The 16156-nt window shown below is 71.5% G+C and carries 15 protein-coding genes; 4 read left to right on the top strand and 11 right to left on the bottom strand.

Annotated elements, in window-relative coordinates:
• Positions 1 to 90: 90 nt before the first annotated feature.
• Together ACFY3I_RS21260 and ACFY3I_RS21255 are read right to left on the bottom strand one after the other, a co-directional pair.
• Positions 91 to 1878, bottom strand: a complete 1788-nt coding sequence (locus ACFY3I_RS21260) for an ABC transporter permease/substrate binding protein (RefSeq protein WP_390861969.1) — start codon at positions 1876 to 1878, stop codon at positions 91 to 93.
• Positions 1871 to 2944, bottom strand: a complete 1074-nt coding sequence (locus tag ACFY3I_RS21255) for a glycine betaine/L-proline ABC transporter ATP-binding protein (RefSeq protein ID WP_390861968.1) — start codon at positions 2942 to 2944, stop codon at positions 1871 to 1873. Before ACFY3I_RS21255 ends, ACFY3I_RS21260 begins: the two co-directional genes overlap by 8 nt.
• Positions 2945 to 3115: 171 nt before the next feature.
• Here ACFY3I_RS21255 and ACFY3I_RS21250 point away from each other — a divergent pair, with 171 nt between their 5' ends.
• Together ACFY3I_RS21250 and ACFY3I_RS21245 are read left to right on the top strand one after the other, a co-directional pair.
• Positions 3116 to 4045 carry a 5'-3' exonuclease H3TH domain-containing protein gene (locus ACFY3I_RS21250; protein WP_390862166.1) on the top strand — a complete coding sequence of 310 codons (930 nt, stop codon included), beginning with the start codon at positions 3116 to 3118 and terminating at the stop codon, positions 4043 to 4045.
• 113 nt (positions 4046 to 4158) lie between these two features.
• Entirely contained in the window at positions 4159 to 5007 is an 849-nt protein-coding gene (locus ACFY3I_RS21245; protein ID WP_390861967.1) for a siderophore-interacting protein, read from the top strand.
• A gap of 93 nt (positions 5008 to 5100) precedes the next feature.
• On the opposite strand, the gene ACFY3I_RS21240 is transcribed toward ACFY3I_RS21245, so the two are convergent.
• The 3 genes from ACFY3I_RS21240 to ACFY3I_RS21230 form a co-directional block, all read right to left on the bottom strand.
• Positions 5101 to 5877: an ABC transporter permease gene (locus ACFY3I_RS21240; protein ID WP_390861966.1), complete on the bottom strand. Its 777-nt coding sequence runs from the start codon at positions 5875 to 5877 to the stop codon at positions 5101 to 5103.
• Positions 5874 to 6881: an ATP-binding cassette domain-containing protein gene (locus ACFY3I_RS21235; protein ID WP_390861965.1), complete on the bottom strand. Its 1008-nt coding sequence runs from the start codon at positions 6879 to 6881 to the stop codon at positions 5874 to 5876. The genes ACFY3I_RS21240 and ACFY3I_RS21235 overlap by 4 nt, the downstream gene beginning before the upstream one ends.
• A 182-nt stretch (positions 6882 to 7063) precedes the next feature.
• Positions 7064 to 7696, bottom strand: a complete 633-nt coding sequence (locus ACFY3I_RS21230; RefSeq protein ID WP_390861964.1) for a PadR family transcriptional regulator — start codon at positions 7694 to 7696, stop codon at positions 7064 to 7066.
• A 211-nt stretch (positions 7697 to 7907) separates the two neighbouring features.
• On the opposite strand from ACFY3I_RS21230, the gene ACFY3I_RS21225 reads away from it, so the two are divergent.
• Together ACFY3I_RS21225 and ACFY3I_RS21220 are read left to right on the top strand one after the other, a co-directional pair.
• Positions 7908 to 9437 (top strand): amino acid permease, encoded by a 1530-nt coding sequence (locus tag ACFY3I_RS21225; protein ID WP_390861963.1) that lies wholly within the window; start codon positions 7908 to 7910, stop codon positions 9435 to 9437.
• Positions 9438 to 9578: 141 nt separating this feature from the next.
• The gene (locus tag ACFY3I_RS21220; RefSeq protein WP_390861962.1) at positions 9579 to 10535 is read left to right on the top strand and encodes an RluA family pseudouridine synthase; all 957 of its coding nucleotides are present in this window, start codon (positions 9579 to 9581) and stop codon (positions 10533 to 10535) included.
• On the opposite strand, the gene ACFY3I_RS21215 is transcribed toward ACFY3I_RS21220, so the two are convergent.
• The 6 genes from ACFY3I_RS21215 to ACFY3I_RS21190 form a co-directional block, all read right to left on the bottom strand.
• Complete coding sequence (locus ACFY3I_RS21215) at positions 10532 to 12058, bottom strand: cytochrome P450 (RefSeq protein WP_390861961.1); 1527 nt, start codon at positions 12056 to 12058, stop codon at positions 10532 to 10534. The genes ACFY3I_RS21220 and ACFY3I_RS21215 overlap by 4 nt on opposite strands.
• Before the next feature lie 23 nt (positions 12059 to 12081).
• On the bottom strand, positions 12082 to 12702 hold the full coding sequence (locus tag ACFY3I_RS21210) for an ATP/GTP-binding protein (protein ID WP_365287859.1): 621 nt from the start codon (positions 12700 to 12702) through the stop codon (positions 12082 to 12084).
• On the bottom strand, positions 12683 to 13117 hold the full coding sequence (locus tag ACFY3I_RS21205; RefSeq protein ID WP_365287861.1) for a DUF742 domain-containing protein: 435 nt from the start codon (positions 13115 to 13117) through the stop codon (positions 12683 to 12685). Before ACFY3I_RS21205 ends, ACFY3I_RS21210 begins: the two co-directional genes overlap by 20 nt.
• Complete coding sequence (locus ACFY3I_RS21200; protein WP_351320402.1) at positions 13114 to 13521, bottom strand: roadblock/LC7 domain-containing protein; 408 nt, start codon at positions 13519 to 13521, stop codon at positions 13114 to 13116. The genes ACFY3I_RS21205 and ACFY3I_RS21200 overlap by 4 nt, the downstream gene beginning before the upstream one ends.
• Positions 13518 to 15137 carry a sensor histidine kinase gene (locus ACFY3I_RS21195; protein WP_390861960.1) on the bottom strand — a complete coding sequence of 540 codons (1620 nt, stop codon included), beginning with the start codon at positions 15135 to 15137 and terminating at the stop codon, positions 13518 to 13520. The genes ACFY3I_RS21200 and ACFY3I_RS21195 overlap by 4 nt, the downstream gene beginning before the upstream one ends.
• A 357-nt stretch (positions 15138 to 15494) precedes the next feature.
• Positions 15495 to 16121, bottom strand: a complete 627-nt coding sequence (locus ACFY3I_RS21190; protein WP_390861959.1) for a TetR/AcrR family transcriptional regulator — start codon at positions 16119 to 16121, stop codon at positions 15495 to 15497.
• Between the last annotated feature and the right edge of the window lie 35 nt (positions 16122 to 16156).

Here is a 16156-nt window from a genome sequence, read left to right as displayed (position 1 = left end):
CAGTACGTGCCCCGGTCCCGCCCGGGGCGGGTCATGACGGGTGGGCTTCGCCACACGGGCGGCGGTGCGCCCGTCGGCGGCCCGCCTGGCTCACCCGTGGAGCGGCGCCCACTTGTCGAGGAGCGCCGGGTCCCGCTTGAGCCAGGCCCGTACCGCGTCCTGCTCCTTGCCCTGGCCGGCCTTCTGGATCTCGGCCTCCAGGCCGGTGAGCTGCTTCTCCGTCATGGAGAAGTCCTTGAGCCACCTGCCGACCTCGGGGTTGTCCTCGCTGAAGCCCTTGCGGGACAGGGCGTGCACGCCGTCGCCGGAGCCCCAGGCGCCCTCGGGGTCCTTGAGCTTCTTGAGCCCGTAGTCGCTGTAGGCCCAGTGCGGGGACCACAGGGTGACCAGGATGGGCTGCTTCTTGGCGTAGGCCCGCTTGAGCTCGGCGAGCATGGCGGGCGTGGAACCGTCGACGACCTGGTAACTGCCTTCGAGGCCGTACTCCTTGAGGACCTTGGACTTGAGCAGGCCCATCATGCCGGCACTGGGCTCGATGCCGACGATCTTCCCGCCGAACTCCGAGGCGTGGTTCTTCAGGTCCGCGAGGGAGTTCACGTCCTTCACATACGAAGGGACGGTCAGCTCCAGGGAGGTGGGGCCGTACCAGCTGCCGAGGTCGTCGAGCCGCTTGCCGTACTTCTTCCAGTACTCGGCGTGCGTGACCGGCAGCCAGGAGTCGGTCTCGAAGTCGAGCTGGCCGGTGGCGAGGCCGGTGTAGAGGGGACCGGCGGCGTACTGGGTGGTGGTGACCTTGAAGCCGCGTTCCTCCAGGAGTTCCTTCCACAGGAAGGTGGAGGCGATGCCCTCGTCCCAGGGGATGTAGCCGATCTTGATCTCCTTGCCCCGGCCGATGTCCGTGGCGGAGGCCTGGGCGGTGTCGGACGAGGAGCCGAAGATGCCGAGACCGCCCGCGACCAGGGCGAGGACGACCACACCGACGACGGCGACGGCCGGGCGGGGGCGGTAGCTCCACGGGGTGGGGCGGACCCTGGCGGCGGCACGGCGGCCGAGCGGGGACAGCTGGGTGCCGAGCGCGCTGGTCATGCGGTCGAGGTAGATGGCGAGGACGACGATGCCGACGCCCGCCTCGAAGCCGAAGCCGATGTCGAGCTGGCCGATGGCCTCGTTGACGGCGCCGCCGAGGCCGCCGGTGCCGACCATGCCGGCGATGACGACCATCGACAGGCCCAGCATGATGACCTGGTTGACGCCGGCCATGATGGTCGGCAGCGCGAGCGGCAGCTGGACGCGCAGCAGGGTGTCGCGGGGTGTGGTGCCGAACGCCTCGGCGGCCTCGACCAGTTCGGCGTCCACCTGGCGGATGCCCAGCTCGGTCATGCGGACGCCGGGTGCCAGCGCGAAGATCAGCGTGGCGATCACGCCGGCGGCGGTGCCCAGGCCGAAGAAGAGGATGGCCGGGATGAGCAGGACCATCGACGGCATGGTCTGGAGCAGGTCGAGGACCGGTCGCACGGCCGCGCTGACCGCCCTGGAGCGGGCCGCCCAGATGCCCAGCGGTACCGAGACGACCAGCGCGATCACCGTGGCGACCAGGACCAGCGCCAGAGTGGACATGGCGCGGTCCCACAGGTCGAGGGAGTCCACGAGCGCGAATCCGGCGAAGGCCAGGACGCCCGCGGTCAGCCCGCGCAGCCACCAGGCCAGGACCGCGAAGATGCCTGCCAGCAGCAGGGGTGCGGGGGCGGTGAGGACACCGTCGATGCCGTCGTACATGCCCTCGACGACCGCGCGGATCGCGTCGAAGAGCCACGACATGTGCGCGACCAGCCAGTTCACTCCGGAGTCGACCCAGTCGCCGAGATGCAGCCTAGGCACGGACGGTCACCTTCTTCCCGCCCTCGCAGGCGACGGGTTCGCCCGTGTCCTCCGCGAGGAACCCGACCAGCCGCTCCTGCGGTACGACGCCCACGACGGCGCGGTCCGGGTCCAGCACGGCGACCGGATGGGACAACCGGGCGCTGAGCGCGCACAGTTCGGTGAACGGGGTGGCCGGGGTCGCGGTGGCGCAGCCGCAGTCCGCCTCGTCGCCGGTCACGTCGGTGTCCATCACGGCGGCGGCCGTCAGCACCCGGGAGCGGTCGACGTCCCGGGTGAAGGAGGCGACGTAGTCGTCGGCGGGGCGCAGCAGGATGTCCTCCGCGGTGCCGGTCTGGACGACGCGGCCGTCGCGCATCACGGCGATGCGGTCGCCCAGGCGCATGGCCTCGTTGAGGTCGTGGGTGATGAAGACGATCGTCTTCTTCAGGGACTTCTGGAGTTCCAGCAGCTGGTCCTGCATGTCGCGGCGGATCAGCGGGTCCAGCGCGCTGAACGACTCGTCCATGAGGAGCAGATCGGCGTCGGTGGCCAGGGCCCGGGCCAGGCCGACGCGCTGCTGCATGCCGCCGGACAGCTCGTCGGGCCAGGAGCCCTCCCAGCCGGCCAGGCCGCACAGGGCGAGCGCCTCGTCGGCGCGGCGGACGCGCTCGGCGCGGGGCACGCCCTGCACGGCCAGGCCGTAGGCGGCGTTGTCGCGGACGGTGCGGTGCGGGAAGAGCGCGAAGTGCTGGAAGACCATGCTGATCTTCTTCGAGCGCAGTTCGCGCAGTTCGCGGTCGGTGAGCGCGGTGAGGTCCTGGCCGTCGAAGCGGACCTGGCCCGCGGTCGGTTCCAGCAGGCCGTTGAGGAGGCGCAGCAGGGTCGACTTGCCGGACCCGGACAGGCCCATCACGACGAATATCTCGCCCGGCTCGACCTGGAAGGAGGCGTCGATCACGGCGGCGGTGGTGCCGTCGGCGCGCAGTTCCTCCCGGTCGGCGCCGTGCCGGAGCCGTTCCACCGAGTCGTCCGGACGTCTGCCGAAGACCTTGTACAGGTGCTCGGTCTCAAGCCTGGGTGCCACGCGAACCTCTCTCTCGGGCCCTGAGCCTCGGGGGCGTGGTGCCTCCGGGGCTGGGACAGGAGCCGCGCCTGCCCGGGTCCGCGCTGGTCAAACGCGTACGTGGGCCAGGTCACGGCCTCTCCACACGCCGGGGCCCGCGGGGCCCTGTCGCTGTCGGTGGCGTGCGGCATGATGCGGGGCGTGACCGAACGCCTGATGCTTCTCGACACCGCCTCGCTGTACTTCCGCGCCTACTTCGGCGTCCCGGACTCCGTGCGGGCTCCGGACGGCACACCGGTGAACGCCGTGCGCGGTCTGCTGGACTTCATCGACCGGCTGGTCAAGGACCACCGTCCGGACCGGCTGGTGGCCTGCATGGACGCCGACTGGCGGCCGCAGTGGCGGGTGGATCTCATCCCCTCCTACAAGGCCCACCGGGTCGCCGAGGAGCGTGCGTCGGGGCCGGACGAGGAGGAGGTGCCGGACACCCTCTCCCCGCAGGTGCCGGTCATCGAGGAGGTGCTGGACGCGCTCGGCATCGCCCGGGTCGGCGTGGCCGGGTACGAGGCGGACGACGTGATCGGCACGTTCACCGCGCGGGCCGGCGGACCGGTCGACATCGTCACCGGCGACCGGGATCTCTACCAGCTGGTGGACGACGGGCGCGGGGTACGGGTGCTGTACCCGCTCAAGGGCGTGGGCACGCTGCAGATGACGGACGAGGCGTGGCTGCGCGAGAAGTACGGAGTGGACGGGGGCGGGTACGCGGATCTGGCGCTGCTGCGCGGCGACCCCAGTGACGGTCTGCCGGGGGTGCCGGGGATCGGCGAGAAGACGGCGGCGAAGCTGCTCGCCGAGTTCGGCGACCTGGCCGGGATCATGGCCGCCGTCGACGACCCGAAGGCAAGGCTCACACCGTCGCAGCGCAGGCGGCTGGACGAGGCCAGGCCGTATGTGGCGGTCGCGCCGACGGTGGTCCGGGTGGCCGGCGACGTTCCGCTGCCCGACGTCGACACCGTGCTGCCGAAGGCCCCGCGGGACCCCGCCCGGCTGGAGGCGCTGTCGGCCCGCTGGGGGCTGGGCGGCTCGCTGCACCGGCTGCTGCTGACACTCGGCGGCTGAGTGACGGAGAATTGTTCTGGCAAAACACGCTCAGCGGGTGTTCATGGAAGAGGTGTTCCCACCGGCGAGATGCTAACTTAGGCAGACCTAACCAATGGAGCAGGAGGCCGGTCATGGCAGAGCGCCCGGGACGTAAGCCGCGCAAGCCCCATTCCGCCCAGGTGGTGCGCACCGAGCGGCTGACCCCGCACATGCAGCGCGTCGTTCTCGGTGGTGAGGGACTGGCCGGTTTCGCCGCGGACACCTGCACGGACCACTATGTGAAGCTCCTCTTCGGGCCCGAGGGCGTCACGTACCCGGAACCCTTCGACCTGGAGCGGATCCGCGCCGAACTCCCCCGTGAGCACTGGCCGGTGACCCGGACGTACACGGTGCGCTCCTGGGACGCCGAGCACCGTGAGCTGAGCCTGGACTTCGTCGTGCACGGCGACGAGGGTCTGGCCGGACCGTGGGCCTGCCGCGTCCGGCCCGGCGAGACCGTGCGATTCATGGGACCCGGCGGCGCCTACGCCCCGGCCCCGGACGCCGACTGGCATCTCCTGGCCGGCGACGAGAGCGCGCTGCCCGCGATCGCCCGCTCCCTGGAGTCCCTGCCCGCCGACGCCCGGGCCTTCGCCTTCGTGGAGGTCTCCGGCCCCGAGGAGGAGCAGAAGATCGACTCCGATGTGGAGGTCGTCTGGCTGCACCGGGGCGCGCGACCGGTCGGCGAGGCCCTGATCGAGGCCGTACGGGAGCTGGAGTTCCCGGAGGGCCGGGTTCAGGCCTTCGTCCACGGTGAGGCGAGCTTCGTGAAGAACCTGCGGTCCCTGCTGCGCGTCGAACACGCGATCCCGCGCGAGGACCTGTCGATCTCCGGCTACTGGCGCCTCGGCCACGACGAGGACGGGTGGCAGGCCTCCAAGCGGGACTGGAACGCCCGCATCGAGGCGGAGCAGGAAGGCGGCGGGGCGGCAGCCGCCTGACGCCGCCGGACCGCGCGAGGTCCGGGCCACGCCGGCCCTCCGCCGTGCGGCCCCGGGGCGGCGGCAGCCGTGGGTGCCGCCGCCCCGGGCCGGTCACACCGATCGCTGGTACGACCCGAACGTCCTGATGGACAGCCACACGGCCGCGACCGCCAGCGCCAGCAGCCCGCCGCCGCGGCCCAGCACCGTACCCCAGTCGGGATCCGCCGACAGCGCCGAACGCCCCGCCACCATCGCCCAGTCGAGCGGGTTGAAGTCGGCGGTGTGCCGCATCCAGCCCGGCATCTGGGACCGTGCCATGAAGGCGCTGGACAGGAAGGTCAGCGGCAGCAGCAGGAACGTGTTGATCCCGATGATCGACTCCCGCTCCCGCACGAGCATGCCGAGCGCGTTGGACAGCGCCCCGAAGACGGTGCCGAGCAGCACGGAGGCCACCACCAGGACGGCGACGCCCGCGGCACCGCCCGGGTAGTCGGCGCCGCCCAGCAGGCCGAGCAGCACGATGACGAGCGACTGGCCGGCGGTGACCAGGCCGTTGTTCACCACGTTGCCGTTCATCAGCGCGGCCCGGCTGACCGGTGTGGTCAGGAAGCGGTTCAGGGTGCCGCGCTGGATCTCCTCCAGGGTGCCCATGCCCGCCCACATGTTGGAGCTGAGCGCGCTCATCGCGACCACGCCCGGCACCAGGTAGTCGAGATAGCTGGTGGTGCCGAAGCCGCCCAGTTCGACCACCTTCCTGAAGAGGCTGCCGAACAGGAAGAGCCAGATCACCGGCTGGATCAGGGTGATGACGGCGAACGCCGGCTGGCGGGCGAACACCATCAGCTGACGCTGGGTCATGTACCAGGTCTGGGACAGGGCGTTGCTCATCGGGCACCTCCGGCCAGGGCGAGGGAGTCGGCGGTGTCGGCCTCCGCGTAACGGCGGCCCGCGTACCGCAGGTAGACGTCGTCCAGCGAGGGCCGGGCGACGGTGGCGGCCGCGACCGTCACCCCGGCCCGCTCCAGCGCGGCCAGCAGCGCCGGCATCGCGGCGGCGCCGTCGTCGGCGCGGGCGCTGATCCGGCGCCCGTCGAACAGCACCTCGCGCACGCCCGGCAGCCCGGTCAGCGCGCCCTTGAGCAGGGTGCGACCGGCCTCCCCGGGCGCCTCGCGCAGCTCCACGTGAACGGCGTCGCCGCGGAGTTCGCCCTTGAGGGAGTCGGGGGTGCCCTCGACCACGATCCGGCCGCGGTCGACGATCGCGATCCGCTCGGCGAGCCGGTCGGCCTCCTCCAGGTAGTGGGTGGTGAGCAGGATGGTCAGGCCCTCCTCGCCGGCCAGCCGGCCGATCTCGTCCCACATCGCGGTGCGGGCCTCGGGGTCCAGACCGGTGGTGGGCTCGTCGAGGAAGAGCACCTCGGGACGGTGGACCAGGCCGAGGGCCACGTCGAGGCGGCGGCGCATGCCTCCGGAGTAGCCCTTGACGGGACGGCCGGCCGCGTCGGTGAGCGCGAAGCGGGCCAGCAGTTCGTCCACCCGACGGTTCAGGTCGGCGCCCCGCAGGCCGTGCAGCCGGCCCTGGAGCCGGAGGTTCTCGCGGCCGGTGGCGACCGGGTCGGCGCCGGAGTTCTGGGCGACCACGCCGATCGCGCGGCGCACCCGGTCCGGATGGCGCAGCACGTCGTGGCCGGCCACGGTGGCGGTGCCCGAGTCGGGGCGGGCCAGCGTGGTGAGGATCTTGACTGTGGTGGACTTGCCGGCGCCGTTGGGCCCGAGGAGCCCGAAGACGGTGCCGGGTTCGACGGTGACGTCCATGCCGTTCAGGGCGGTGACGTCACCCGCGTAGGTCTTGATCAGCTGGCGCGCCTGCACCGCGGGCGCACGGGTGTTCATGACGGGGCTCTCCTGAATGAGTGAGCGGATGACAGCAGATGACAGCTGATCCGCCGAAGGAGCGCCGGGCTATCCTGGGTGTGCCGCACCTCGATGGCCCGGATCTGCCTCACGGCGGGTTCAGCTCGGGGTTCGAGACCCCGGCGGAGCTGCTGCAACAGCACCGCCGGGGTCTGTTTCTCTCAGCGGTCCGCCTCCGTGAACTCCGGCGGGAACTCGCCGGTCTCGTGGAACCGGCGCCAGCTCTCGACGCCGGGCAGCGAACCCTCCCGCAACTCCTGCACGAAGCCGCGGACCCACCGGGCCTGCGCCTCCAGCATGTGCAGGTGGTACTCGACCTCGACGACGAACAGTCGGGGCAGTGTCTCGTGCAGCTTCTCCAGCACCGCCCGGCCGCCGGTGACCTCGACCTCCAGGGTGCTGAGCCGCTCGTCCAGCAGGCGCTCGACCTCGTCCGGGGGCAGGGCGCCCATCAGGGAGAGCGCCGTCTCGAAGATCGGGTACTCCTTGGCCGGGACGGCCAGCAGGTCGGACAGCCAGTGGACCGCCTCCTCGCGCCCGGCGTCGGTGATGCCGTAGACCGTGCGCTCCGGGCGGTTGCCCTGCCGTTCCACGTCGGCCACCTCGACGAAGCCGTGCTTCTCCAGGTTCTGCATGACCGTGTAGAGCGAGCCGTAGTTGATCCGGGTGCTGGTGTCCTTGCCCTGACGGCGCATGGTCTGGGCGATCTCGTACGGATGCATCGGCTTCTGCCAGAGGGTCGTCAGCACGACGAGCGCCAGGGGATTGCCGAGCTTGCGCCGCTTCACCGCCACGCCGACCACCTCGCTTCCGAATATCCGTGGCCGAACATATCGCGTGTCCGGAGCGAACGTCAATACACACGATGTATCGCGTACGACGCGACCTCGCAAGGGCGTGAGGACTTGGGCCCGCCCCGGACACGCCGGCGTGACGCCCGCGAAACAGCGCGTCCCTAATTTCTGTCGCCCGACAGGAAATCCGCCCTGACAGGCAGGTGCCGCCGTGACGACCATCGACGACCGCTCCCTCGCGGAGACCGACGACCGCTCCCTGGAGGAGTTCGGCTACCGCCAGGAGCTGCACCGCAGCCTCGGCCGGTACGCCTCGTTCGCCGCCGGGTTCTCCTTCATCTCCGTCCTCACGACCGTCTTCCAGTTCTTCGCGTTCGGCTACGCGTTCGGCGGCCCGGTCTTCTTCTGGGCCTGGCCGGCCGTCCTGGCCGGGCAGTTGCTGGTGGCCGCCTGCTTCGCCGAACTCGCCGGGCGCTACCCGATCTCCGGCGCGATCTACCAGTGGTCCTCACGCCTGTCGAACCCGTCCTTCGGCTGGTTCGCCGGCTGGATCATGGTGATCGGGCAGATCGTGGTGGTCGCGGCGGCTGCACTGGCCCTGCAGATGGTCCTGCCCGCGCTCTGGTCCGGCTTCCAGCTCATCGGCACGGACCCGGCGCCGGCCTCGGCCGACGGCGCCGCCAACGCGGCCGTCCTGGGTGTCGTCCTGCTGGTCCTGACCACCCTCGTCAACGTCATGGACAACCGGGTCATGTCCGTGATCAACCGGGTCGGCGTCACCGCCGAGATCATCGGCGCGGTCCTGATCGTCGTACTGCTGCTCACCCACTCGAAGCGCTCCCCCGGCATCACGTTCCACACCGGGACGGCGGCCGGAGGAGGACTGGTGGGCGCGCTGCTGGTCGGTTCGTTCACCGCCGCGTACGTGCTGATCGGCTTCGACAGCGCGGGCGAGATGAGCGAGGAGACGCACCGGCCGCGGCGCACGGCGCCCCGCACGATCCTCACCGCGTTGGCGGCGGCGGGGCTGCTCGGCGGGCTGGTCGTCCTGGGCGGACTGCTGGCCGCGCCCAGCCTGACCGACGGGCGGCTGGGCGTGGACGGGCTGAGCTACGTCCTGACCAGCAGCCTCGGCGACGGGGTGGGCCGGGTGCTGCTCGCCGACGTGGTGGTGGCCGTCGCGGTGGCGACGCTGGCGATCCAGACCGCCGCCTCGCGCATGCTGTTCTCCATGGCCCGTGACGGGCAACTGCCCTTCGCCCGACGGCTGGCGCGGGTCGATCCCGGTACCGGGATGCCCGGCGCCCCGGCCGTGGCGGTGGGCGCCCTGGCCGCCGCGCTGCTGTTGCTGAACTTCGCCTCACCGGACGCGTTCCTGGCGATCGGGACCACCTGCATCGTGATGCTCTACCTCGCGTACGCGATGGTCACCGGTCCCCTGCTGGTCCGGCGGCTGCGCGGCGGGTTCGGGGCCGAGGGAGCGGACGAGACCGGGGCGCCGCTGTTCTCGCTGGGGCGGTGGGGGGTGCCGGTCAACGCGGCCGCGCTGCTGTACGGACTGGCGATGAGTGTGAACCTGGCATGGCCCAGGGAGGCGGTGTACGACCCCAGCGGGGGACACTGGTACTTCCGGTGGTTCACCGTGCTGTTCCTGACCGCCACCGTGGTCGTGGGGGCCGTCTGGCGCTTCTCCCGGGCGGAGTCCCGAACCGCGGCCGCGGTGCCGGAGGCTGTCGCGTAGGCGGCCGGGGGCGGGTTCCGAAGCGTGGTCGCGGTGCCGGAGGCTGTGGCACGGGCGGGCGGGTCGCGCCACGCGGACGGGACCGGGTCCCGGCACCGCCCGCGCCCCGGGACAGGGGCCTCGCGCTTACCCTGGGCTGCGATGAGACGCAAGACGAGCATCCCGCCCTCCCCGCTTCCCCAGCGCCACGGGGTGGACCCCGTCCGGGTGCGGCTGCCCCCCTCCGAGGAGTGGGAGACCGTCGGCGCCTACCTCGTCGCACGGCTCTCCGGAGCCGCCCCGGGAGCCGTCGAGGCGATGCTGGCGTCCGGGCTCGTCGTGGCCGCCGACGGAGTGCCCGTCGCCGCCCGCACCCCCTACACCCCCGGTCTCTGGCTCTGGTTCCACCGCGACCTGCCCCCCGAGGTCCCCGTCCCCTTCCGGCTCGACGTGGTCCACCGCGACGATCACCTCGTCGTCGCCGACAAGCCGCACTTCCTCGCCACCACCCCTCGCGGCAGCCACGTCACCGAGACGGCCCTCGCCCGGCTCCGGGGGGAACTGGGGGTACCCGCGCTCGGGGCCGCGCACCGCCTGGACCGCCTCACCGCCGGGCTCGTCCTGTTCACGGTGCGGCCCGAGGAGCGGGGGGCGTACCAGACGCTGTTCGGCGAGCGCCGGGTGCGCAAGGAGTACGAGGCGATCGCGCCGTACGACCCCTCGCTCGCCCTTCCCCGGACCGTGCGCAGCCGGATCCTCAAGGAACGCGGGGTGCTGCAGGCGCGTGAGGTGGAGGGAGCGCCCAACGCGGAGACCCTCGTCGAACTGGTCGGGCGCAGAGGGGACCTGGGCCGCTACCGGCTCACCCCGCGCACCGGGCAGACCCACCAGCTGCGCGTCCACATGAGCGCGCTGGGCGTGCCGATCCTCGGCGACCCGCTGTATCCGGTCGTGACCGGCCCCGTGCCGGCCGGTGACTTCCGGCGTCCGCTGCAACTGCTGGCGCGGAGCCTGGAGTTCACCGACCCGGTCACGGGGGTCGAGCACCGGCTGCGCAGCGGGCGAACGCTGCGGGCCTGGGAGTCGTACGAGGACTGGGCAGGTGGTGAGGGCCGCTAGCGGCCGAGCCACCAGCGGCGCAGCCTCGGCCAGATGCCCTGCGGCCTGGCGGATTCCGGGACCGGGGCCGAGGCCGGGACCGGGGCCGGGACCGGGGCCGGGGCCGGGGCGGCGGTCGGCGGAGGCGCCACCGGCCGGGGCTCGGGGGCCGGTGCCGGTGCCGGTGCCGCCGGGCGGGTGCCGGCGACCTGCCAGTCGGTGCGCTGCGGCGGGACCAGCGCGGGGCTCGGCATGAGGGTGACGTCCTGCTTGGGCTTCGGGTCGAAGCGCACCGGCAGTTCCACCAGGTGCCGGGAGGCGATCGAGGCGCGCCAGCGCAGCTCCTCCTCGTCGCAGTCGAGCTGGATGTCGGAGAGCCGGGTGAGCAGCTGGTCGACGCCGACGTCGGCGATGGCACGGCCGATGTCCTGACCGGGACACTCGTGCGGGCCGCCGCCGAAGGCGAGGTGGGAGCGGTTGCCCTGCATGTTGGCGCGCAGGTCGGGGCGGACCCGCGGGTCGACGTTGCCCGGCGCGGGCGCGTACAGCAGTCCGTCGCCCCTGCGGATGCGCTGGCCGCCGAGTTCGGTGTCCTGCTTGGCGAAGTAGGCGAAGACCGTGCTGAACGGCGGCTCGTCCCACAGGGACTGCTCGATCGCCTCGGGCACCGTCATCTGGCCACCGTTGAGCTGGGCACGGAACCCGGGCTCGGTGAGGACCATGCGCAGCGCGTTGGCGAGGAGGTTGGCGGTGGTCTCGTAGGCCGCGTACAGGACGACCCGCAGATGCTGGGCGACCTCGTCGTCGTTGAGCCCGGCGGGGTGGGTCACGAGGTGGCTGGCGAAGTCGTCCTCGGGACGGGCCCGGCGCCGGGCGGTCAGCCGGATCAGGCAGCCCATGACGTACTCGTTGCTGGAGATCGCGGTCTCGGTGCCCTTGAGCGCGTCCCGGGTGGCCTCCACGATCCGGTCGTTGTACTCCTCGGCCATCCCGAGCAGTTCGCACATGACCGCCATCGGCAGGTGCTCGGAGTACTGGGAGACCAGTTCGGCGCGCCCCCGCTCGCAGAACTCGTTGACCAGCAGCTGGGTGTAGCGGCCGATGAGGCGGCGGATGCTGCGGTGGTCGATGGTGGTCATGGCGCCCTGCACCGCCGCCCGCAGCCGCAGGTGTTCGTCGCCCTCGGCGTGCGAGCAGATGGGCTGCCACGCGATGTGCGGCATGAGCGGGTGGTCGGGTTTGACCATGCCCTCGCGCAGCGGGGTCCAGATCCGGCTGTCGCGGGTGTAGACGGCGGGGGTGCGGACCATCTGGAGGTTCTCGGTCAGTCCGAGGACCACCCAGATCGGTACGTCGTCGTGGAGCAGTACGGGGGCCACGGAACCGTGTTCCGTGCGCAGCTTCTCGTAGAGCTCGCCCAGGTGGTCCGCGTCGGCGCCGAAGAGCCGCTGCAGTCCGCCGGGTCCGCGGTCGTGCGCCGGGCAGCCGGGCGGCGGGACCGGGTCGGTGCCGGTGCCGGCCGGGAAGGGGGATTCAGGCGTCACAGTGATCGCTCCGAAGGGGGGTGTCAGGTGAGCGCGCCGGACATGGCGAGCGAGTGCAGGAAGCGCACCAGGGTCATCAGGACGTCCCGGCTGGAGGCCCGGCGCCGGGCGTCGCACTCCACGATGGGGACGTCGGGGGGCAGGTCCAGCGCGGTGCGCAGTTCGTCGAGGGGGTAACGGGGCGCGTCGGGGAAGGAGTTGACGGCAACGACGAACGGCACGCCGCGTTCCTCGAGACGGCCCATGACGTCGAAGCTGACCTCCAGGCGCCGGGTGTCGATGAGCACGACCGCACCGAGGGCGCCTTCGAACAGTCCGTTCCACAGGAACCAGAACCGCTCCTGGCCGGGGGTGCCGAAGAGGTACAGGACCAGCTGGTCGGTGATGCTGATGCGGCCGAAGTCCATCGCCACGGTGGTGGCGGTCTTAGAGTCGGAGCCGTAGTTGTCGTCCACCCCGATGCCGGCCTGGGTCATGGTCTCCTCGGTCGTCAGCGGTCTGATCTCGCTGACGGAACCGACCATGGTGGTCTTGCCGACTCCGAAGCCGCCCACGATCACGATCTTCACCGCGGCCTGGGCGGTGTGCGGCAGCTGGTCCTCGGTGCGGGGGCCGGGGATCGCCTCAGAGCTTTTGAAGTCCATGCATCACCGCTTCGAGAAGTGAACGGTCGGGGAGCGCCTGCCGGACGATCGGGGCGCGCGCCTGAACCAGTTCGGCCGTGATCAGTTCGGTGATCAGTGCCGTCATCGCGCTGAACGGCAGATTGAGGTAGGCCGAGAGCTCGGCCACGGACAGCGGGGCGAGACAGAGCCGGAGCATCACCGCCTGCTCCGGTGTGACCGAGGGCGGTGGGTCGGCGCGGGCCACGATCAGGGTGACCAGGTCGAGTTCGGCCCGTGCTCCGTCCGCTCCGCTGATGACGTAGAGCCGCTCGGGGTTCTTGTTGTCGCCGTCCTCGCCGCCGCCCTCGGCGGCCGGCGGCTCGGGCGGCAGCGGAGGGGGTGGCGGCTGGTGCTCCGGCCTGGGCTGACGCCTTCTGCGTTGCGGAGGAGTCATACGGTCTGCCCGTTCCGCCGCGGCGGACTGGTGAGATGGGTGCCGATGCGGACGACGAGGTCGCGCATCATCTCGCTCATCCGGCCGGGTTCGCACGTCACGTCGGCGAGCACCGCGAGGTAGGCGTTGGCTCCGGCGGACATGAGGTAGAAGTAGCCTCGGTCGATCTCGATCAGGACGAGGTTCATGTCGCCGTTGCTGATGGGGAGTTCCTGGGCGACGGCGGTGGCCAGGCTCTGCACGCCCGCGCAGGCCGCGGCGAGGCGGTCGGCGGCGTCGGGGTCGCCGCCGTGCCGGGCGATGCGCAGTCCGTCGGCGGAGAGGACGACGATCATCTCGACGCCGGGTACCCCGTCGGCGAGCTGCTTGAGCATCCAGTCGAAGTTGCCTCGCTGCTGGATCACTTGAGGTCCCCCTCGTCGTCGGCGTCGGGGCCGGCCGGATCGTTGATGAGGTGCTGGTACTTGGTGGGGTTCCGGGTGAAGTCGGTGGGGTGCACACCCGGGTTGTTCTTCTTGAGGCCCTCCCAGAAGGCCTCGACCCACAGGCCGGGCGCGGGACGCTCGGGCGCCGGTTCCGGCTCGGGCTCCTTGTGCTGCGACCAGATGGTCGGGTTGCCCTCGCGCTCGGCACGCTCGATGGCGGCCTGCTCGGCGTAGCGCTGGCTGAGCGACGTCTTCATCCGGCTGCGCCGCTGCGGCAGGCCGCCCGCGGTCCACTCGGTGACCTCGGGGACGTCGTCCTCCATGGAGATCCCGGCGGGGATGCGGGGGCTGGTGGGCCGGCGCTTCTTGGGGGGCCGCTTGGGGCCTTCGAGGGCGCCGAGTTCGGGCTTGGGGATGCCGGTGGCGCCGATGCCGTGGGCGATGCCGGGGGCCGGGTCGGTGGTCATCATGTCGCTGGGCACGATGAGGACGGCCCGGACGCCGCCGTAGGCCGAGGCGCGCAGCGAGACGTCCATGTCGTAGGTCGTGCACAGGCGGCCCACGACGGAGAGACCCAGACGCGGGTTCTCGCCGAGGACCTGGATGTCCTTGCCCTGCTTGGCCTTCTCCAGCATGCCCTCGATGCGGCCGCGGGCCTCCTCGTTGAGGCTGACGCCGGCGTCCTCGATCTCGATGCACACGCCGGACTGCACCTCGACCGCGGTGACGTGCACCTTGGTGGAGGGCGGCGAGTACCGCGTGGCGTTGTCGAGGAGTTCGGCGGCCGCGTGGATGAGCGGTTCGACGGAGGTGCCCTTGATGTTGACCTGGCAGATGGAGTGCAGCTCGATCCGCCGGTACTCCAGGATCCGGGACATGGCGCCGCGCAGCACGCTGTAGAGGGCGACGGGGTTGGGCCACTGGCGACCGGGGCGGCCGCCGCCGAGCACGGAGACCGAGTCGGCGAGGCGTCCGATCAGCGCGGTGCCGTGGTCGATGCGCAGCAGGTCGTCGAAGACCTCGGGGTTGCGGCCGTGGTCCTCCTCCATCTCCCGCAGTTCGTGCGCCTGCTGGTGGACGATGGCCTGGACGCGGCGGGCGACGCTGACGAACGAGCGCTCCAGGGAGTCGCGCTGGAGGTCCTCCTCGTCGACGATGTCGAGCATGGTGCGGATCAGCCGGCGCTGCGACTCGGGGGCGTGGCGCAGCCGGGGGTCGAGGTCGAAGACCTGGCGGATCACCTCTTTGGGGGACTCGCCGGCCTTCAGCCGGTAGAGCGCGGTCGGGAACACGTCCTTGCCGAGGCGGTCGATCTCCTCGTCGCTCGTGGTGATGCGCTGTTCCAGATACGCACGGTGACGGGCGTGTTCGGCCTGGGCGTCCTGGAGCCTACGGCCGCGGCGTACCGCTTCCGCCGCCGTCGCGAGCACCAGCACCATGCCGACGGCCCCGCAGACGCCGACGGCGGTCCGGGCGGGCTCCGATACCAGGAGGACGGCGGCGGCGATCGCCGCGGCCATCAGTATGGCGGGCAGCAACAGCACGCGCGCCAGGGGAAGTTCACGGCCATTGGGAGGCGATTGCACACTCACCATGTATGCCTTCTGAGACGAATCGGCTGGATGTCGGGGGAGTTCGTGGGGGGAAGGTTCATGGAGCAGTCAGGATCTTCCGTATGATTGGGAACAGGCGCACGAATTCATCTCAACTCGGTGCGCCGCGGGCGAGCTTAGTCCGACCGGATCAACGCCGTGTCTAATTCGGCGAGCACCTGAAACAGCCCGGACGACTGGAGTATCCTCGGTCGTTTTGCACACAGGGAAGTCGCTCGAACACCATCCGTGACGGCGTACGGGTATGCGAGAACGACTCACCGTGACGGGTGAATCAGCGCTCCGGGCCGAAACCCCGGCCGGCTCCGGGCGCCCAGGCCCGCGGTCCGGCCGCCCGGGTCAGACCCCCGCGATCCGCAGCGCCGCGTCGGCCGTGGCGCGGGCGAACTCGTCGACAGGACGCTCGGGTTCGGAGCGGTGGATCAGGATGACACCCTCGATCAGCCCGAAGACGAGGTCGGTGCGCAGTTGGAGCTCCCCCTTGGCGAGCCGCCCGCCCGCAGCCGTCGCGGCGATCAACTGCCGGTAGGCGTCCTTGAGTTCGGACCGCACGGCATGGAACCCGGCGAACCGCTCGGTGTGCACCTCGGGCAGCAGGTAGAGCGCGCCCAGGTTGTGCGGACCGGCGCACAGCAGCTCCACGTCGGCCCGGCACAGCGCCCGCAGCCGCCCCTCGGCCGGGGTCGCGTCGTCGGCGAGCAGCTCACGCGCCCACTCCAGCGACGGGGTGACGGTGGACTCCAGCAGCTCGGCGAGGAGTTCCTCCTTGCCGGAGACGTAGTGGTACATCGACGCCTGCCGCATGCCCGCCCGTTCCGCGACCGCCCGGGTGGTGGTGGCCGCGTAACCGCGGGTGGTGAACAACTCGGCTGCGGCCACCAGCAGTTCGGCCCGCGGATCCAGACCGCTGTCCGGCCGCTGCGCCGCCCGCGGCCTGCCGACCCGGCGGCCACTGCTCGTCCCCATGCGTTCGATCCTCGCACACGGCACCGCGCGGCGAT

The organism is Streptomyces sp. NPDC001068, assembly GCF_042897315.1.
Lineage (GTDB): Bacteria > Actinomycetota > Actinomycetes > Streptomycetales > Streptomycetaceae > Streptomyces.
Note: the sequence above shows the minus strand (reverse complement) of the source record. Positions and strands in the feature narration are given on the sequence as shown.